This window comes from Olsenella uli DSM 7084 (genome assembly GCF_000143845.1).
Classification (GTDB): Bacteria; Actinomycetota; Coriobacteriia; order Coriobacteriales; family Atopobiaceae; genus Olsenella; species Olsenella uli.
This window is the reverse complement of the sequence record NC_014363.1, coordinates 665825-684935: the sequence shown is the minus strand read 5'-3', so window position 1 is coordinate 684935 and position 19111 is coordinate 665825. Positions and strand designations below refer to the sequence as shown.

Here is a 19111-nt window from a genome sequence, read left to right as displayed (position 1 = left end):
ATACTGCTGCGGCCCTGCATCTGCACACATACCGTCGCGGACCTGCACCTCCAGGCGCCATGTGCATCACACGCGGCGATCCTCCAATGCCTACTGGGACCTTAGGCTGTCCTTGATGCGGGTGGATGAAATCTCGGGAGTTCGCGGAAGGTAGACCACGCTGCACCCTTCCTCCGTCAGGAAGTCGAACTGTCCCTCCCAGTCGTCCCCCATGACGAAGGTGTCGATGTGGTACTCGTGTATGTCGCTTCTCTTCTGCCCCCAGCTCTCCTCGGGAATCACAAGGTCGACGTAGCGGATCGCCTCAAGGAGCATCTTCCTCCTCTCATATGAGAAGTAACAGACCTTGCCCTTCTCGTTATGGTTGAACTCGTCGGTGGAGAGGGCGACCACCAGATAGTCACCCAGGCCTCGAGCTCGTCTGAGCAGGCTGATGTGACCGTAGTGCAGAAGGTCGAACGTCCCGTACGTGATCACTCTGCGCATTGTCTGGCCTCTCCGTCCTCGCCCATGGAGGCGTCGACCATATCGCTCCCGAAGAACTCCTCCATGGCCTGGCATGTCTCGCTCGAGCGGAGCTCTTCACGCGAAACGTGGGCAAAGTGACTCCTGATGTCTGCGGGGAGGGAGTAGATGTCGCCGTACACCTCGTCGAGGAACTTCAGGTGGTTGTTCGGCCCACGGCAGGGGCCTCCCTCGAAGGACAGCTCCCTCGTGGGAAAGACGTCCCCAAGCTCGCATATCCACCTGTAGTGATTCCGGTCGTTGAGGTTATCTATACCCCAGACGATGCCCTTGGCGCGGCGGGCATCATGCGTCAGGACGCCTCGTCCGTATAGATCGTCCCTATAGCGGGAGAAGACCTCCTCGATCCTCCCCGACCTCTCGTCCGTGCTGGGAAGGTAGGGCATGCCCGTCCAGAAGGAGAGCTCCTCCCGTGCCGCGAGCTCCGCGCACATCCTGTCGCGAAGGGCCTGCTGCTCGTCAAACGTACGAGAGGACACGTCCGTGACGTAGTCGAAGGCGAAGAGGTCGAGGAAGCAGGGTATGCGCGGGTCACGATACATGAGGCGCAGCTGACGACAGAACACGGAGCGATCGTACACGAGAGAGACCCTGAACCGCTCGCTCTGTTCCACCAGCCTCGCCAGGCGGTCGATGTCATCGCGCATCATGCCCAGGTCGGTGTCATCATCCCAGGGGATGAAGCCGCCATGGCGCACGGCGCCCAACAACGTACCGAAGGCAACCCAGTATTCAAGGTCATTTTCTCTGCACAGATCGTCGAACTCGTGCAGGAGCCGAGCGCAACCCAGTTGAAGTAGCCGCATGCTCCCACAGGCGGCGGGAAGGGACGAGAAGAAGCGGCTCTTCGCATCCGCCATGCGCTCGCCCTCCCTACGCAGGCTCTGCCAGGCGTACAGGTCCATGTGGGCGTCATGGGCGTCCAGCCTCCGCGCGAGGTCATCGACCCTCTCCCCCGCCTGGGCTGCCTGGGCCACCTGCTCCGTCTGCAAGTGAACGGAGACGGCCGCATCATCACGCACGCGATGGAGCTCCTCGCGTAGGAGCGCGATGTCATCGCGCATGGCCCGCACGTCCTCCCTCAGGCCAAGCACCTCACGATAGAGGCCGTGGAAGGAGCGCGACGACGGAGGGAGGTACTGCTTGATTCTGCCCAACATGACTCCTCATCGGGTATTCAAGGACGCGTTCGGGGGCTGTAGGGCAATTATGCGACAGAAGGCAGTCTCCCCGCCGATAAATCCCACCAGATCGGCGAAATCGAGCGGTGAGGCGCATGCGGCTCGCCAGCGCCAGAGCCAGGAGCTTTGGAAGGGCGCCTACGCCTTCTCACCCGCCGTCACCTGGCCGTCAAAGAACGTCATCACCGTGTCCGAGACGTCACGCATGACGTGCCTACGAGCGGCGCGCCTTCCCCAGCAGGAGCGCCTGCGGACACCGGGCCCGATGCGCCCAGGTCACGACGGCGACGCCCACGGCCACGAGGGGCAGCGACAGGCACTGGCCCATGGTCAGCCAATCGGTGCCGAGCAGGTAGCCAAGCTGTGCGTCCGGCAGGCGCACGAACTCGATCAGGAAGCGGAAGCACCCATAGAGCGCGAGGAACGTGCCCAGGAACGTGCCCTGCGGGCGGGCGGGCCTGCGGCGCGAGAGCAGGTAGAGGATCGCAAACATCAGGACACCCTCGAGAAGGGCCTCGTAGAGCTGGGAGGGGTGACGATACACGTGTCCACCGCCCGTGTCCCAGAACATGACGCCCCAGGGGAGGCTCGTCTCCTTGCCCCACAGCTCCCCGTTGATGAAGTTGGCGCAGCGTCCGAAGAAGAGGCCGAGGGGGGCGCCGATCACGGCCAGATCGCAGGTCGTGGGGATGGACCAGCGCAGGTGGCGGCACGCGATGGCGCCACCCGCGATGGCGCCGACAAGCCCGCCATGAAAGCTCATGCCACGGATGCCGCCCCCGACGGGGACGAGGACCTCAAGTGGGTTCTGCAGGTAGTAGCCGTCCCCATAGAAGATCACGTACGCCAGGCGGGCACCGATGATCACGCCGAACGCTATGCCGATCATGAGCGTGGTCAGGTCATCCACGCTCATCGAAAAGCCCCAGCGTCGTGCCGTACGCCTGATGGCGATCGCGGCGCAGACGAAGCCGAAGAAGTACGCCAGCCCGTACCAGCGGATGACGACGGGCCCCGCCGCCAGTGCGACGGGGTCGAGTGCATGGTAGAGGTCGTCGAGCCACATGCGGGGGCTACCAGGCCATGGCCGGCTCGACCTTGGTCACGCCGGGGACGTGCTCCTTGAGGATGCGCTCGATGCCCTCGCTCATGTCCAGGCTGGAGAGCGGACAGCCCGCGCAGGCGCCCTGCATCTCGAGGGTGACGACGCCCTCGTCGTTGAAGCCCACCAGCGCGACGTCGCCACCATCGGCCTGGAGGCTCTGGCGGATCACGTCGAGCGTGGCCTCCAGGAGCTCGCGATTGATGGGGGTCTTGGTCTCTTCTGCCACGATGTGTCCCTTTCCCTGCACGGCAGGGCCATGGGACCGCGGCCCATGGCAATATCCCACCGTATGGCTTGCAATTGCTACCGAGTCTACCCGATGCCCGAGAAAAGATGCCCGGAAGTTGCGCCCGCCATGCGGGGGGCAGGCCTCTTGCCACAAAATGACGCCTTGACTGCGTGCACGACGCGACGCACGGCAAGGCCTGCCTCGGACTCGTCCAGCAGCGTGCAGTCGACCATGAGCCGGGTCACGCCCGCAGACAGCAGCTCGCCTACCTGCGGCGTGGCGTCCAGGGGGCGCGCGCCGTAGATGCGGCTGCGTCCCTGCGGGTCGGTGCGGACGGGCAGCAGCAGGCCGTCCTTGTCCCGCAGCGAGACGTGCCTTCGGCGTAGCTCGCAGCGGGGGCAGTCGTGGATGCAGCGGCCGGCCACCTGCAAGACGCAGTGCTCGCTGGTCATGGCACGCACATGGCCAAAGACGACCAGCCCGCACGGCACGTCGGCCGCACGCCCCAGGGCACGGGCCTCCTCCAGCGTCAGCTCGGGCGAGAGCCAGAAGCCCTGCGCCCCAGCTTCCTCGAGCGCCACGAGCGCACTTTCGTTGTGTACCGGGATGCAGGGCCGGATCTCGGGCGTCGCGCCGCGCTTGGTCGCAAGGGCCAGCTCCGAGACGTTGCCCACTGCGCATGGTTCGCCGCCTTGCACAAACTGGTCGAGGCGGGCGTGGTCCCCCTCTCGACAGACCTCGTCCAACCAGGCAATGGGCTCGACGCCACCCGGCCAGCCCGCTTGCGCCACACGTGCCGCGATCAGCGCATCGGCTGTGGCATAGAGGCGCGCGGCGCCTGCGGCGACGGCAGCACGCGCGAGCCGAGGGCCACCCACCAGCGCACAGACCTCCGCCGCACCCGCAGGCACGGCGTCAGCCACAGCAGCGGATGCGCCGAGACCCCGCTCCCTGCGCTCGAAGCGCAGATGGACGGCCAGGTCCTCCGCATCGGGCACACGAGCGAGGCCCACGGAGCGGACCTTGGCGCTCGTGGGCTCCAGCAGCGCCCGCTCGAGCAGCTCGCAGGCCCGTGCCCTAACCCCATGCACGGCCGAGAAGCCCATGCCACAGCCCTCGTCCAGGTCAATCTCGAAGGAGACGGGGTCGAAGGGGCTCTGGCCCATGCGTCCCACATGGGCGACGAGGTCCTCCTGCGTGACGGCCCTCGTGCGGGCCCCCTCGACCACGAAGCCCTCGGCGCGCACCGAGGCGACGCCGTCTGCGGTCGCGAGCTCCACGGCAAAGGGCTCCCCCCGACGAGACGAGACGCGCACCAGCACGGGACGCCTTCTCCTCTCGCCGCCGGAGGAGACGCACGCCGCATCGTCGAGCGCCCGCTGCGAGCGGATGACGCGCACCGGACTGCCTGCAGGCATGGGCCGGACGCTGCGACAGGTGATGGTCTCGCCCGCCTTGGCGTCAACATCCGCACGCGTCGTCAGGAACTGCGAGGGATCGTCCTCGGGACGAACCTCGAGCAGGTCGCCCTGGCCCACATGCCTGTCCAGGCTGATGTCGACCTCAGCGAAGGTCTTGGAGCGGAAGCGCTCGCGGCCGCCGTTGCCGCCGCCACGACGGACCCTGCCGCCACCCAGGTCGCGGCTGCCCACGACGACGCCCACGAGCTCCCCGCGGTTGTTGGAGCGCTCGTAGCTCATCATGTCATCGTCCGAGCGGCCGTCCAGGTAGCTGTGGGTGAAGTCGCGGTTGAAGGCGCGTCTCAGGCGCTCGTGGCGGAGCGCGTCATCTGTGGCGGACGGCGTGCGCCCGGCGGCAAGGTCATCCAACTGTGCGCGGTAGGCCGACACCACGGAGTAGACGTAGTCGGGGGCCTTCATGCGACCCTCGACCTTGAGGGACCCCAGCCCCGCCGCATTGAGACGCGCGAGGTCGTCGATGGTGCAGTAGTCCTTGGGGCAGAGGGGGCGGCCCCTCTCCGGTGCGTTGAGCCGGTTGCCCTCCTCGTCCACCAGGTCGTAGAGCAGGCGGCATGGCTGGGCGCAGAGGCCACGGTTGGCCGAGCGGTCACCGGCCAGCGAGCTCATCATGCACACGCCCGAATAGCAGAAGCAGAGGGCGCCATGGCCGAAGCCCTCCAACTCGACGCCCTCCCGCGCGATGTGGGCGATCTCGCCCACGGAGAGTTCGCGCGAGAGCGTCACGCGCTCGACACCCAGCTCGCGGCACCAGGCCACGGCGCGGGCGTCATGCACGTTTGCCTGCGTCGACACGTGGCACTCGATCTGCGGGAAGCGGCGGCGGACCTCGGACAGCAGGCCCCAGTCTTGGATGATGAGCGCATCTGCGCCCAGGACCCAGGCCTTGCGGACCAAGGCCAGCACGCGCGGCATCTCCGCCGTCCGAATCACGACGTTCACCGTCACGTACACACGGGTGCCGACAAGGTGCGCCGCGCGGCACGCGGCCTCGAACGTCTCGTAGGTGAAGTTGTGGGCACCCCGGCGGGCGTTGAAGTCGCTGCCCAGGGCGCAGTAGATGGCGTCTGCGCCGGCGGCGAGGGCGGCGTTGAACGGCTCGGGGCCGCCGGCGGGTGCCAGCAGCTCGGGCACGCCGCGGGCGTCACGGAAGGAACGGGATGCGGGACGAGGGATGGTGGGCCTCCTTGGGGTCTTGCGCAGGGCGCAGACGAGTCTATCCCTCGAAGGACGGCTCGATGGCCGACGGAAGGCCGTCCTCCCCGCCCTTCCCGGGAAACTCAACAACCAGGTGCAGCCGGTGCCTACACCAGTCTGGCCCACCTCTTCTTGCCAGACTGTATGACCGTTCCGACCGAGAAGAGCGCGGGGTCGACGTTGTAGACCTTCCTCTCCATGGCCACGCCATCCACCTTGACGCCGCCGCCGTCGATGAGGCGACGGGCCTCGCCGGCAGACTGCGCGATCTTCACGTCCGAAAGCAGCTTGGCCAGGTAGACCTTGCCCTCGTCATTCACTGCCGCCACAGACAGCGGGAACTCGGCGATGTCGTCAGGGACCTTGTTCTGCTTGAACTGCGCGTCGAAGGCCGCCTCGGCGGCGTCGCCCGCACCGTCGCCGTGATACAGGTCCACGATGTTGCGGGCGAGTTGGCGCTTGAGCCGATAGGGATCGGCGGAGCCATCCGCGTAGGCGGCGTCAATGGCATCGATCTCGTCCACGGAGAGCGTGGAGCACAGGCGGAAGTACATGGGCACGATCTCGTCCGCGATGGACATGAGCTTGCCATACATGTCGTTGGACCCGTCAGTGAGGCCGACGTAGTTCTTGTAGCTCTTGGACATCTTCTTGTGGCCGTCCAAGCCCACGAGCAGGGGCACCGTCAGGGCGACCTGAGGTTCCATGCCCATCGAGCGCATGAGGTCGCGGCCGGCCAGGAGGTTGAAGATCTGGTCGTTGCCACCCATCTCGAGATCGGCCTTGACCACGACGGAATCATACGCCTGGAGCACGGGATAGATGAACTCGTGCAGCGAGATGGAGAGACCGCCCGTGTAGCGGTTGTGGAAGTCCTCGCGCTCAAGGATGCGGGCGACGTTGAACCGGCTCATGAGCTCGAGCATCTTGGCCAGGTCGAGGGGCTTCAGCCAGTCGCCGTTGTGGACGATGGCAGTCTTCTGGGGATCGAGCACCTTCATGGCCTGCTCGACATAGGTCTGTGCGTTTGCCTCGACCTGCTCCTCCGTAAGCGGTGGGCGGGTGCTGTCGCGACCGGACGGATCGCCGATGAGGGCTGTGCCGTTGCCTATGATGAGGGTGACCTTGTGCCCAAAATCCTGGAACTGGCGCATCTTGCGCAGGGGGACGGCATGCCCCAGGTGCAGGTCGGGGCTGGTGGGGTCGACGCCCAGCTTGATGTTGAGGGGAACGCCCTTTTCGAGCTTGTGCCTGAGCTCGTCCATCGGCACGATCTGCATGGTGCCCGAGGTGATGACCTTGAGCTGTTCTTCAACTGATAGCACTGCGTAACCCTCCAGGAAAAATCGGCGAAGATGGCGCGAGGCCATCTGTGATACGCCTGTCAGGATAGCGCATGTGCTCTGGTGCAAACCATCCCTATGACCGCAGCCGTCCCCCTACGGCATGGTCCGACACGGTCCGCGGACTAATATCCCAACCCGAAATAACGGTTCTCGAGCGAGACGATATCCATGCCATAGCCGGCGCTGCCCGCCCAGCCGATGCCCTGGGGATAATCGGGGATTCCAAGTCCCTGGACATCGGTGATGCTGCCGTGGTTCACGTAGTGGTAGCGCGGGTCGATGCAGGGGTTGACGAGGGCGCTGGCGCTTGCATAGGCCTTGAGGTGCTGCACCTGGGCCCTGAGGCCGGCACGCACCCCATCAGACGCTCCGTCACCATTGAGGTCCATGCGGAAGTCATTGCCGTGGACGCCGCCGCCGACCGCGCCGATGCCTGCAAAGTTGCATTGCTCGGGGCACACGTCCCCACCGAACTTAAGCCAGCCCGTCTCGAGCATCGCCTGCATGAAGGCGACCTCAGCACGAACGCCCTCCGTCCGGGCCTCCTCGAGAAGGATCTGGCAGAAGCGGTCGATGGTTTCCGCTCCCTCGGGGGCATAGGTCGCCGACGGATAGGTCGCTGCGCCAACTGCCGCACGGTACGCTGCCGCCATCTGGTCGGCCGAGACAGTCGAGCTGCCCATGATGGACTGAGACCGTTGCGAGACACCCGACCATGCTCCCGACGAGCCAAGTTGCCACCAGACGGCACCATCCCACATCCAGCCCGTGACCATAGCTCCTGAGGACCCGAGGTAGTACCACGAACCGTCAATCTGCCGCCAACCTATGGCCATGGCGCCGGATGGCTCGAGATAGTACCAGGGGCCGTTGATCCGCTGCCAGCCGGTCTGCATGGCACCAGAAGACCCGAGGTAGTACCAGATTCCATTTATATGTTGCCAGCCTGTAGCCATTGCCCCGGAGCTGCCAAACCAGTACCAGGACCCATCCACGTTCTGCCAGCCTGTAGCCATGGCACCAGAAGGCGAGAGGTAATACCATACCCCGCCAACAAGCCGCCAGCCGGTCTGCATGGCTCCGGACTTCTCAAAGAGATACCAGGAGCCGCCGATCAGCTTCCAACCATCCCTGAACATGGCTCCAGAACCGTCAAGCCAGTACCAGCCCGTGCCATCCCACGCCCAGCCCCTGGCCATGGCGCCGGTGGACGGGTCCAGGTAGTACCAGAGCCCGCCGAGGAAGTGCCAACCCGTAGCCATGGCGCCGGATGGCTCGAGATAGTACCAGGAACCGTCTACCAACTGCCAGCCCGTGAGCATAGACCCAGAGTCGGAGAGGTAGTAACGTGACCCGTCGATTTGCTGCCATCCGCTCAGCATCGCACCAGTGGACGGGTCTAGGTAGTACCAGAGCCCACCGAGCTTCTGCCAGCCGGTCTGCATGGCACCGGAATCTGCGAAGTAGTACCAGGAGCCGTCGATATAGCTCCATCCGGTGACCATGGCACACGAGTCGTCAAACCAGTACTGCGCTCCGCCAATGGACTGCCGGCCCGTCAGGGCGTAGCCGTTATCGTCGAAGTAGTACCAAGCGTTTCCGACATGCTTCCACGCGTTGTAGACATAACCCGCGCCGCCCTTGAGCATCCAGTGCTGGCCATCCTCTGACCTGACCCACCGATAGCCCAAGCCAAAGTAATCGATGACCGCGTCTGCGTCGGCCCTACCCATGGCCTCCGCATACCTGTTGAGGTTTACGGCATCCGAATAGTTGTCTATGAAGCCATGCTCGACGATGATGCCGGGGAAACCGTACTCCCGCGAGTGGCGGATGACGGCATACCAGTCTGACAGGGAGCCATCGGGGTAGGTGCTCTCGACGTTCTTCCGCTCAAAAATGCCTCTGCGCCGGATGCCAAAGGGGCTGCCATCGGTCAGTCTCGAAAGGACGGTGCCCGCAAGCCCCCGTCCCGTGGTGCCGCATTCGGGGCGATAGGAGATGTCCGTACGTGGGTACCAGACCTCGGCCCCGCTGCCGCCACCGGAATTGATATGCAGGCTCACGTAGACATCCGCCCCCGCGTTGTGGGCCTTCGTCGTCCGCGCCTGCAGCTCCAGAGATACGTTTGGGCTGAACACATAGGTGTCGCCCTCACGAATCATACACACGTTGACGCCGTTGCGGACCAGCTCGTCACGAGCCGCTTGTGCCATCCTCAGGGTGAGATCCGACTCACGCATGCCATTGCCAAGCGCACCGGGATCATTTCCACCGTGACCGGCATCTATTGCCACAACGAAATCGCCCGTGGAGGAGGAGCCCGTCGAACGCAGGCTCCTCACCCCCATTGCGGGCGGCTGCAGCGCGGTGCTGATGGCCTCGATGTCCTCGTCGCTTACAGGAGCCGTCTCGGCGTCGCCCGCATCAATTGCCCACGCAAGGCTTGGGAGCCCCAGGACGGTGACCAGCACCAAGGCTACCAGTAGCAGGGAAGCTCTCCTAGATCGCATAACCTATCACCTCTCAGGACACGTCCGCCCAGTCAGGTTCGCCCAGCCTCTCAACCAAGGCACTGCCACCTACGAGGGGCACAGGGCACGCCACCTCCATGTGTTAATAGAACCGTTATACAGAATAACTTAGGTTGACTTCCATGCATATGCAAATGCCAATATGTCGTGCACCTTCAACTTGTGGCCCATCAACCCAAAGTCGAGGGACCCACCACAGGCGAGCCCCTCGAACGGCTGGCCGAATCGGTTAGGCAGCCATCATCAGCCAACGGCGACTCATCCGCAAGCACCCCGCCAGAAACGTGACCGTCGGCAAGACGGTGGCGAGAGGGGCCCCCACAAGTGCACCTGCAAGGTTTTTCCCAAGAGGCGGCGTCAGTTTGCCTCCCTACTGTCGTCCCCTCCCCAACCGGCAGCCAGCTCGTGCCAGTCGGGCGAGGCGGAGAGGACGGTGCCGCAGATGATGACGACACAGCAGGCTACCTCCAGCCCGGTGGGCATGACCCCCATCACGATGGCCGCAAGGAGGACGGCCCACGCCGAGTACGAGATGTTGAGCGCCATGCCGCGTGCGGCACCGATGGTGTCTATCGCCTTGTAGTAGAAGAGGTAGGACACGGTGCCCGCCAAGGCGGCCGCAAGGACGACCAGGTTCGCAGGCGTCGCGGCAGCCTGCCCCACAAGGGCGAACGACCCCGTCAGGGGCACCACGACGATCCCATACGCCAGCGCCGAGGTCGTCTCTCGGATCTGCAGGGCCGTCTCGTTGTCGACCGCATCGTCACCCATGCCCCAGGCCAGGATGACGGCCTCGGAACCCCAGCCAAACACGCAGAGCAGAGCGCCCAGGATTCCCGCCAGCGGGTTGCTCACGCTTGTCGCGCCCGTGGAGGACCAGCCCATGGCCACGACCGCAAAGAGTGCCGCCAGAAGCGCCACGACCTGGCGCGGACGCATACGCTCCTTGAGCACGAGCACGGCCAGGAAGGTTCCCACGGCAGGATAGAAGGCGGAGATCGCCGCCGTGTACCCCGGACCGATGCTGTCTATGGCAGTCAGGTAGCCGCTCATCCCGATGGGTCCGCCCAAGAGCGCCGCGAGCATGATCACCTTGCCGCTGCGCGTCCTGAGTGCGGCGAGCGTGTCGCCCAGGCGACCACGGACGCCCATGAAGACCAGCAGGATCAGCGCTGCGAAGACGTCGTGCATGAACGCGGACGCAACGGATGCCTGCCCCGCATCAAGGTAGGGGACCATGCCGAGGGCGATTCCCAGGATGACGGTGTCCACCGCCCAGAGCACGCCGCTGAAAAGACCGTATCTCATAGTCTGTCTCCCTTTCTAGCCGTCTCCCTTTCCATGGGCCCGCAATCAGCGGACGTCGGCGTCCCCGTACCACCCGAGCACCTTGTCCACGTTGTCCACCGCGTAGCGGTAGTAGACGAAGAGCCACTCGCCGACGCTTGCCCCCTCGACCTCCTTCTCGAGCGACCACAGATACCAGCACCAGCCGGCAAAGACCACATAGCTCCAGAAGTGGCGGCGTTCCTCGAAGGTAGCCGGACGACCGAAGTAGTAGTCGAGGGCCTGGTCGGCACGCTCGTCAGTCAGCTGGCAGCACACGGTGAAGGTGCCGAAGTCGTTGGCGACGTCGGACATGCCCGCATACTCCCAGTCGATGAGGCTCATGCGACCATCCTGCTCGACGAGGAAGTTGAGCTCGAAGAAGTCGTTGTGGGAGACGCAGGTCGGGTATCCGTCCGCGTCTGCATGTCCCTTCAGACGCAGGACCTTGTCCTTGAGCTCAAAGTACCCCGGCACCTCTATGGGACCATGCTCCAGGAGCAGCTTCTCGTAGCCAAGCGCCTCCTTCACGAAGTCGAAGCGGCGCTCGAGCGTGGCGGGGCTCTCGTGCAGCTGCCGGCACATCTCCATGGCGCGGCGCAGCTGGTCGTCGTCGGTGGCATCGAGGCTGCTGGCGTTGGGCACGAAGCGGGAGAGCTTCCAGCCACGCGCCTCGTCCTCATAGATGAACGTGCTGTCAAGGCCAAGGTCGCGCGCGAGCCTGAGCCCCGCCGCCTCGCTGGCGCGGTCGATCATCTTCTCCGTACCGATGCCTGGGTGGCGATACACGTACTCATTAGCCTCGCTGACATCCCCCACCGCGAAGTGGCAGGAGAGGTTGGTGAGACCCTGCTTGAGGGGCCAGAAGTCATGGATGTCTGACTTCTCGCAACCGAGGACCGAGACGATGTTGTCGAAGATCTCCGAGTCCACGTTCTCTATGAAGTGCGTGTCGAAGCTGCGCAGCTCGTCCAGGGAGTCGAACTCGTTGATCTCGCCAGCCGGATACTCGCGCGCAACCATGGAAAGCTCGCGGATGTGGTCGACGTAGATCTCCTCCCAGAGCTTGTCTGCCGTCTCGGGCCTGTCGTACACCCGCTCGAGGATGGCACGAAACGCCTCGGAGAAGGACCGGTCGAAGTAGACGTGTCCCAGCATGACAAGGGAGTCGGCACCGCCGATGGACACGTGAGTGATGCGACCGCCCGCACCCGTGGTGACGCACCATTCCTTGGTTGGGCCCTCGACACGCTCGCAGGCATAGTACGCCTCGTACACGTAGCGCTCGAACGGGTTGTCGAGGAAGTAGTCGTCGGACGAGCAGACGTAGCTGTTGGCCAGGGCGTCGCGCACGAGCCAGAGGGTCCCGTTGTTGTTGCGCGTCGCATAGTCTGGGTTCACCACGATCTTCACGCCAAACTTGCTGCGCAGATAGAAGAAGTACTCCTTCTTGTAGCCCACGACCACCGTGATGTCCGTGACGCCGGCATCTATGAGCTGGCGAATCTGCCGCTCTATGAGCACCTCGCCCCGCACGCGCAGCAGGCCCTTGGGCTTCTCGTACGAGATGGGGGCGAAGCGAGAGGAGAGGCCGGCCGCCATGATGATGGCGTTGTCGACGGCATAGGGCTCGAGGGCCTCCATGCCGGCCTGCGTGATGCGCCCGTCCGCGACCAGACCCGCCTCCTCGCATGCCTTGAGGGTGGCATTCACGGTTCCCAGGGAAAGATCGCTTAGTTTGGTAAGCTGGCGCTGGGAAACCTCCTCATCCAAACCAGCAATCGCCTTGAGAAGGCAGAACTCGCTCTTTCTGAGGACCATGATCAACCTTTCTAACGTCACCGATGCCCTCGGGACATCATAAGATAGGAACGATGGCGTTCATTATAAGTTATCATTAACTATAAATTGAACACACTTAAGGAATTCACCGGCGGACGAGGGATAGGGCATCTTTGGGCCCAGGAGAGTAATGGTGCGGTTACGGACATGCGAATCGGAGAGGATGCGCATAGGACGGCCTGAGCTCTACGGCACGCGGGCGCACAGCTCGGGTGGATGGCAAGTCATGAGGGACGGCATCGCCTTGGCCGATGAGTGAGTCGTGTACCAGGACGAGTACTATTACCTGGACAAGAGTGACATTACCGCTGCGAGCTGGAGGACGGTCGACGAAGCAAGATGCCACTTCGGAGAGGGAGGCCCCAGCACAGGCTGGTTCACCGGCCCTGAGACGAGCATGCGATGTCTCTCCTCGAACGAGACTTGGCCACCCCAGCGAGCGGACGACGGTCCTACCGCTCGCAGCGTCTCATGTATGAAGAGAGCTGTCCCTCCCAGTCACGTGGCTCAAATCCCAGACGGCACATCTTCTCAAGGGAAAGGGCGCTATTGCGCGGCCTGCAAGCCACGGGGGCCTCAGACCCCGCATAATAGTCGGCCGTAGAGGTGGCATGTACGCAGTGCCCGTTGCCATTTCTCATCTCAAATGTCCGTCTGGCAATGTCGTACCAGCTAGCAATGCGTCCCGCATTCGAGAGGTTATATATACCGTAGGCGGGACGGGTGTCCAGCAGCCAGAAGATGCCTCGTGCAAGCTCGTCCGCAAACGTCGGACGACCAAGTTGGTCGTTGACGACCGAGACGGAATCAAGCGAGTCTGCCGGATCGGCGCATCGGTCAGAGAGCCTGGCCATGGTCTTCACGAAATTGTGACCATCTCCGATAACCCAGCTCGTGCGGACGATGTAGTACTTGGGACAGCAGGACAGGGCGATATCACCGGCAGCCTTGGACTGGCCATAGACTGACAGGGGGGCATAGGTCTCGTCCTCGTCATGCAGCTCCCTGCTGCCATCAAACACATATTCGGACGAAACATGCACCAACGTGATGCCATGTCTGGCGCAGGTCTGGGTAAGCAGGCTGGGGCCGAGGGCATTTGCCTTCCAGCACATCACACGGCCCTCGGGCGACTCCGCACGGTCAACCGCAGTGTAGGCCCCGCAGTTGATAACTGCTCCATACGCATCCCAGGGGATGTCGTCGTATGACCGGATGTCTGAGAAGTCGAAGGTGTCGATGTCACAGTAGTCGAAGCCCACCAGCTTCCTCTCGTTCGCAAGCTGGCGCACAGCCCTCCCGAGCTGTCCATTGCAGCCCGTAACGAGCGTCCTTTTTCCCTGCATGGGAGACACGTCGCGAAGGGCAGGATGGTCCCTGTCAGCCTGGGACAGCTCACACTCCGAAAGGGGGATGGGCCATTCTATCGCAAGCTGCTCGTCCGCCAGGTTCACAAAGGTGTACGATTCCTTGAGCTCCTGGGACCAGTGGGCATTGACGAGATACGTGTACACGGTCCCGTCTTCCAGCGCCTGGAAGGCATTGCCCACACCTCGGGGAACGAAGACGGCTTTGGAGGGATCGATGCGGCAACTGAAAACCCTCCCAAAGCCCTCCCCGGCACGCAAGTCAACCCAGACCCCAAAAATCGACCCAGAGGCAACCGAGATGTACTTGTCCCAAGGCTCGGCGTGAATCCCACGCGTAACTCCCCTCTGAGCATTGAAACTGATGTTGTTCTGCACGGGATGGAAGTCAGGAAGCCCGCAGGAGGACATCTTTGCCTGCTGCCAGTTCTCCTTGAACCATCCCCTGTCATCACCATGAACGCACAGGTCAAACACCCTGAGTCCGGCTATCTCCGTACCAAAGGAACGCAGGTCCTTTTCAAAGTCCACGAATACCCCCTACTGCCCCTGCTCGGCATATCTCTTTTCCGTCGCGTCCTTCGCACCCTCCCACCACTGCCTGTGCTCTGAATACCAGGCTATAGTACGGGCGAGGCCCTGAAAGAAATCTGTGTAGAGGGGCTTCCAGCCGAGTTCCCGACGAAGCTTGGTCGAGTCAATCGCGTAGCGGCGATCATGTCCGGGACGATCTCTAACCCAATCAAACTCATCTACCGGCCTGCCCATCACTACAAGGATTTCACGCAGGACATCGATGTTCGACCTCTCCCCATCTGCGCCGATAAGATAGGTCTCCCCCATGCGGCCGCAGGTAAGAATCTGCCATACTGCACGGGAATGGTCATCGGTGTGAATCCAGTCGCGGACGTTCCTGCCATCTCCGTAAAGCTTGGGTCGGACACCACAGAGTATGTTGGTTATCTGGCGTGGGATAAACTTCTCGACATGCTGGTATGGACCATAGTTGTTGGAGCAGTTAGAAATCGTTGCACGCACACCGTAGGTGCGCGACCAGGCCCTTACAAGCATATCCGAAGCGGCCTTGGTCGAGCTATAGGGGCTCGAGGGCCGATAGGGGGTTTCCTCCGTAAAGCGGGTCGGATCATCAAGGGACAGATCGCCATAGACCTCATCGGTAGATATGTGATGAAACCTGACGTCATGCTTTCTGCACGCCTCGAGCAGGCAGTAGGTGCCTTGCACATTCGTCGCAACGAAGGGCGAGGGGTCCTGAATGGAGTTGTCGTTATGCGATTCGGCCGCATAGTGGATAACAGCATCATTGTTGGCTACGAGTCCGTCGAGCAGCTCGGAATCACAGACGTCTCCCACTACCAGCTTGACACGGTCGGATGGCAGGTTCGCTATGTTCTGGGGATTTCCTGCATAGGTAAGCTTGTCGAGCACCGTAACCCGTACACCAGGATGCTCGCGCACAACATGATGAACGAAGTTGCTACCGATGAAGCCACATCCACCCGTTACCAAAATGTGATTGAATTGTTCAGACATGCATAACCTCCTAGCGGCTGGATGGGACGATGCCGCCTTCTGCGACGAGCTTAAGGTGCTTCCCGTAATCACTCTTGCCGTAACGTGACGCGCACTCGAGCAGCCGTTCTCGTGAAATCCATCCGTTTTCGAAGGCAATCTCCTCAGGGACACTCACTGGCAGCCCTTGCGCTGTCTGCACGGTCCGAACGAACTGAGACGCCTCGAAGAGGGACTCCATCGTCCCCGTGTCAAGCCATGCGTAGCCACGTCCCAGCGTCACGACATCAAGATTGCCCGCCTCGAGGTACAGGCGGTTCAGGTCGGTGATCTCATACTCGCCACGAGCGGAGGGAATGACACGCATCGCAAGATCCGTCACGCGCTCATCGTAGAAATAGAGGCCCGTAACGGCATAGTTCGACTTCGGGTGCCTTGGCTTCTCCTCGATAGAGACGACATTGTAGTCTGCGTCGAACTCGACGACACCAAAGCGCTCCGGATCGTCAACGTGATAGCCGAAGACAGTGGCCCGTCCCTGAGCAGCCGAGGCCGAAGCGTCTCGCAGATGTCGCGAGAGTCCGTTCCCGTAGAAAATGTTGTCACCAAGCACCAGGGCGCACGAGTCATCCGCCACGAAATCAGCGCCTATCACGAAAGCCTGTGCGAGCCCATTGGGCTCTGGCTGAGGGGCATACGAAAGGCTGATTCCAAAATCAGTCCCATCCCCCAACAGGTTCTCGAAGTTGGGAAGGTCGCGCGGGGTAGAGATGATAAGGATGTCGCGAATCCCCGCGAGCATCAGGGTCGAGAGCGGGTAGTAGACCATAGGTTTGTCGTACACGGGAAGCAGCTGCTTGCTGGTTACGGTGGTAAGTGGGTAGAGGCGCGTCCCTGAACCCCCGGCAAGGATGATGCCCTTCATAAAAACAATCCCTTCGTATTATGAGCTGCAACAGCAGGACCCAACGGCTTCCCTGGCAGCAACCCTAATCGACGGCGACGTGGTCAGAGGAGTCATCCCCATCCGAGAGGCGCTTCTCGATGAGAGCGAGGTGTTGAATCATTTGGCGAATGTCGCGGGATTGCCAGCTCACGATAACTGTCAGAGACAGGCAGATGCCCAGGAGAATGACGAATCCGACCAAGAACACGAGGTTTGATGCCAGGCCAATTCCCAGCAGCCTGGCAACCATCCCGACGAGGTCGGGAACCAATGCACACAGAATCAGCGCGAGGGACATCGCCATCCAGAGAAGCGAGTACTTCAGCTGAAGCCTGCCCCTAGAGACCAAGCGAACGACCGCAAAGAAAAAGAGCGAGCAGAAGCAGATCAGCATCAGACGTAGGGTGACTCCCATCCTATTTCTTCCCCCCTCTTTGACCCATTCCCTCAATCAGCACAGCGAGGGTGACCTTGACCATGTAGTAGATGCTCCTCAAGGCATTGATGGACGACGTCCCGCTCTGCCGATCGCGCATAACGACAGGCACCTCGCGAACAACCAAGTCGTGCGTGTGCGCTGTCACGATCGACTCCGGCTCCGGGTAATCACAGGGATAGTTCAAGGCAAACAGTGACATGGCCCGTCTGCCGGAGGCCCTGAATCCCGAGGTGCAGTCCGTGATGGTCAGCCCCGTAACGAACTTGATGCATCCTTCAAGCCATTTGATGCCGGTCCTGCGCAAGAAGGTAGACTGAAAGCCCTCGGCCTCACCCATAAAGCGCGAGCCGATGACCAAGTCTGCGCCCCTGTCGATCTCCTCAAGCAGCCTGGGAACGTAGGAGATGTCATGCTGGCCGTCTCCGTCGACCTGGATGTCGACGTCGTATCCATGTTCGAGGGCGTAGCGGTGACCTGTCTGCACCGCTCCGCCGATGCCCAGGTTGATGGGGAGATCGATGTAGTTCAGGCCATAAGTCTGACAGATTCGCAGGGTACCATCTGTCGATCCATCATTTATGACGATGTAGTCATAGCCCGACTCCATAATCTGGTGAGCCACCGACAAAATGCTGCCCTCTTCGTTGTGGGCTGGAACCACAAGCAGGACACGGGGCTTGTCATCGTATATGCCCATGAAACCCTCTCGATGCAGCAGCTCCGCACGGAGCGCGGAAGAGACATTGTGACGCAGTGCCCACCATAGCCCATCTACCGTTGCATTCCAACATCTCATAACAAAGCGATGCAAACTTGGTGTTGGCCAACATGCGACCATCAGGTACTACCGTCAGTCACAGGACCACGTGCTACAATGCAAGCCCATGATGCCGACTGAAAGCTTAGGGGAAATCCCATGTCAGATACCATGAGGAGAAATATTCTCCTCAATCCTGGACCCGCCACCACTACCGATTCCGTCAAGTACGCCCAAGTCGTACCTGACATCTGCCCGCGTGAAAAAGAATTCGCTTCGATCATGACCCCCCTGCGCAGCGACCTGGTGCGTGTTGTCCATGGTGACACGGATGAGTACACCACCGTCCTGTTCTGCGGGTCCGGAACCATCTGCATGGACGTGGTGCTGAACTCCCTGCTCGACAACGACAAGCGCGCCCTGGTCATAAACAACGGATCGTACAGCCAGCGTGCATGTGATGTGCTCGATGCATACGGCATGCCTTATATCGAGCTGAGGCAACCCGTCGACGCCCTCCCCGACCTGGACGTCATCGAGGAGGCTCTGCGGAATAATCCCGACGTGGGCTACGTGTACATGACCTTCCACGAGACAGGGTCCGGCCTCCTGAACCCTGCACGCGAGGTAGGCGCGCTCGCACACAGCTACAACACCCTCTTCATCACGGACACGACCTCAGCCTACGCGATGATTCCCATCAACGTATACGAGGACAACATAGACTTTTGCATGGCGTCAGCCCAGAAGGGCATCCAGGGCATGACGGGACTCTCGTATGTCATCGGGCGCCGCGACATCATCGAGGCGTCACGCTCGTACCCCGTGCGCTCCTATTACTGCAATCTCTACATGCAGTACAAGTACTTCGAGCAGACAGGCGAGATGCATTTCACTCCTCCCGTTCAGACCATCTACGCCGCGAGGCAGGCTCTGGACGAGTACTTCGCCGAAGGCGAGCAGGCAAAGTGGGAGCGTCACCAGCGTGTCATGGCAGCCATCCGCTCGGGAATCGACCGTCTAGGATTCAAGGAGGCCCTTGATCGTCGCGTGCAGTCAGGCCTCGTCGCCGCCGTGCGCTATCCAAACGATCCGTCCTGGGACTTCGAAAAGATCCACGATTACTGCTACGAGCACGGGTTCACCATCTACCCAGGCAAGATGCAGGGGCAGGGCACCTTCAGGCTCTGTGCGCTCGGTGCCATAGACGAGGGAGACATCGTAAACTTCTGGAAGGTTTTTGAGTGTGCTCTTGAGCGTGCCGGCGTCGAGACACCCGTTATTTACTAGAATCCGCAGCGTTCAG

The 19111-nt window shown here is 62.0% G+C and carries 15 protein-coding genes; 1 reads left to right on the top strand and 14 read right to left on the bottom strand.

Annotated features, from left to right (window positions below; all coding sequences use genetic code 11):
* Nucleotides 1-90 precede the first annotated feature (90 nt).
* The 14 genes from tagD to OLSU_RS02945 all read right to left on the bottom strand — a co-directional run bounded on the left by tagD (nt 91) and on the right by OLSU_RS02945 (nt 17745).
* Nucleotides 91-486, bottom strand: coding sequence for a glycerol-3-phosphate cytidylyltransferase (gene tagD / locus OLSU_RS03010; protein ID WP_013251477.1), 396 nt, complete (start codon nt 484-486; stop codon nt 91-93).
* Nucleotides 474-1685 carry a LicD family protein gene (locus tag OLSU_RS03005; protein WP_049765149.1) on the bottom strand — a complete coding sequence of 404 codons (1212 nt, stop codon included), beginning with the start codon at nt 1683-1685 and terminating at the stop codon, nt 474-476. The genes tagD and OLSU_RS03005 overlap by 13 nt, the downstream gene beginning before the upstream one ends.
* Before the next feature lie 235 nt (nt 1686-1920).
* Nucleotides 1921-2772 (bottom strand): prolipoprotein diacylglyceryl transferase, encoded by an 852-nt coding sequence (lgt, locus tag OLSU_RS03000; RefSeq protein WP_013251475.1) that lies wholly within the window; start codon nt 2770-2772, stop codon nt 1921-1923.
* Between the two features lie 7 nt (nt 2773-2779).
* The gene (locus tag OLSU_RS09495; protein ID WP_013251474.1) at nt 2780-3037 is read right to left on the bottom strand and encodes a NifU family protein; all 258 of its coding nucleotides are present in this window, start codon (nt 3035-3037) and stop codon (nt 2780-2782) included.
* 86 nt (nt 3038-3123) lie between these two features.
* Nucleotides 3124-5652: a U32 family peptidase gene (locus OLSU_RS02990; RefSeq protein ID WP_013251473.1), complete on the bottom strand. Its 2529-nt coding sequence runs from the start codon at nt 5650-5652 to the stop codon at nt 3124-3126.
* 170 nt (nt 5653-5822) lie between these two features.
* Nucleotides 5823-7040 (bottom strand): tyrosine--tRNA ligase, encoded by a 1218-nt coding sequence (gene tyrS, locus OLSU_RS02985; protein ID WP_013251472.1) that lies wholly within the window; start codon nt 7038-7040, stop codon nt 5823-5825.
* A 143-nt stretch (nt 7041-7183) separates the two neighbouring features.
* Nucleotides 7184-9574 (bottom strand): N-acetylmuramoyl-L-alanine amidase, encoded by a 2391-nt coding sequence (locus OLSU_RS09070; RefSeq protein WP_013251471.1) that lies wholly within the window; start codon nt 9572-9574, stop codon nt 7184-7186.
* A gap of 378 nt (nt 9575-9952) precedes the next feature.
* Nucleotides 9953-10903: a DMT family transporter gene (locus tag OLSU_RS02975; protein ID WP_013251470.1), complete on the bottom strand. Its 951-nt coding sequence runs from the start codon at nt 10901-10903 to the stop codon at nt 9953-9955.
* 45 nt (nt 10904-10948) lie between these two features.
* Nucleotides 10949-12742 carry a phosphotransferase gene (locus OLSU_RS02970; protein ID WP_041548850.1) on the bottom strand — a complete coding sequence of 598 codons (1794 nt, stop codon included), beginning with the start codon at nt 12740-12742 and terminating at the stop codon, nt 10949-10951.
* 473 nt (nt 12743-13215) lie between these two features.
* Nucleotides 13216-14661, bottom strand: coding sequence for a sugar nucleotide-binding protein (locus tag OLSU_RS02965; RefSeq protein ID WP_013251467.1), 1446 nt, complete (start codon nt 14659-14661; stop codon nt 13216-13218).
* A 9-nt stretch (nt 14662-14670) separates the two neighbouring features.
* Nucleotides 14671-15684 carry a dTDP-glucose 4,6-dehydratase gene (gene rfbB / locus OLSU_RS02960; RefSeq protein WP_013251466.1) on the bottom strand — a complete coding sequence of 338 codons (1014 nt, stop codon included), beginning with the start codon at nt 15682-15684 and terminating at the stop codon, nt 14671-14673.
* A 10-nt stretch (nt 15685-15694) separates the two neighbouring features.
* Nucleotides 15695-16588 carry a glucose-1-phosphate thymidylyltransferase RfbA gene (gene rfbA / locus OLSU_RS02955; protein ID WP_013251465.1) on the bottom strand — a complete coding sequence of 298 codons (894 nt, stop codon included), beginning with the start codon at nt 16586-16588 and terminating at the stop codon, nt 15695-15697.
* Nucleotides 16589-16652: 64 nt separating this feature from the next.
* Nucleotides 16653-17024 (bottom strand): DUF2304 domain-containing protein, encoded by a 372-nt coding sequence (locus tag OLSU_RS02950; protein WP_013251464.1) that lies wholly within the window; start codon nt 17022-17024, stop codon nt 16653-16655.
* 1 nt (nt 17025) lies between these two features.
* Entirely contained in the window at nt 17026-17745 is a 720-nt protein-coding gene (locus OLSU_RS02945; RefSeq protein WP_013251463.1) for a glycosyltransferase family 2 protein, read from the bottom strand.
* A gap of 219 nt (nt 17746-17964) precedes the next feature.
* On the opposite strand from OLSU_RS02945, the gene OLSU_RS02940 reads away from it, so the two are divergent.
* Nucleotides 17965-19095 (top strand): 2-aminoethylphosphonate aminotransferase, encoded by a 1131-nt coding sequence (locus OLSU_RS02940; RefSeq protein WP_013251462.1) that lies wholly within the window; start codon nt 17965-17967, stop codon nt 19093-19095.
* Nucleotides 19096-19111: the final 16 nt, after the last annotated feature.

Coding starts and splice junctions, on each gene's coding strand:
- rfbB (WP_013251466.1), bottom strand. CDS start 15,684: ATGTCTGAACAATTCAATCACATTTTGGTAACGGGTGGATGTGGCTTC.
- OLSU_RS02940 (WP_013251462.1), top strand. CDS start 17,965: ATGTCAGATACCATGAGGAGAAATATTCTCCTCAATCCTGGACCCGCC.
- OLSU_RS02970 (WP_041548850.1), bottom strand. CDS start 12,742: ATGGTCCTCAGAAAGAGCGAGTTCTGCCTTCTCAAGGCGATTGCTGGT.
- lgt (WP_013251475.1), bottom strand. CDS start 2,772: ATGTGGCTCGACGACCTCTACCATGCACTCGACCCCGTCGCACTGGCG.
- OLSU_RS02945 (WP_013251463.1), bottom strand. CDS start 17,745: ATGGGCATATACGATGACAAGCCCCGTGTCCTGCTTGTGGTTCCAGCC.
- rfbA (WP_013251465.1), bottom strand. CDS start 16,588: ATGAAGGGCATCATCCTTGCCGGGGGTTCAGGGACGCGCCTCTACCCA.
- OLSU_RS02975 (WP_013251470.1), bottom strand. CDS start 10,903: ATGAGATACGGTCTTTTCAGCGGCGTGCTCTGGGCGGTGGACACCGTC.
- OLSU_RS02950 (WP_013251464.1), bottom strand. CDS start 17,024: ATGGGAGTCACCCTACGTCTGATGCTGATCTGCTTCTGCTCGCTCTTT.
- tagD (WP_013251477.1), bottom strand. CDS start 486: ATGCGCAGAGTGATCACGTACGGGACGTTCGACCTTCTGCACTACGGT.
- OLSU_RS03005 (WP_049765149.1), bottom strand. CDS start 1,685: ATGTTGGGCAGAATCAAGCAGTACCTCCCTCCGTCGTCGCGCTCCTTC.
- OLSU_RS09070 (WP_013251471.1), bottom strand. CDS start 9,574: ATGCGATCTAGGAGAGCTTCCCTGCTACTGGTAGCCTTGGTGCTGGTC.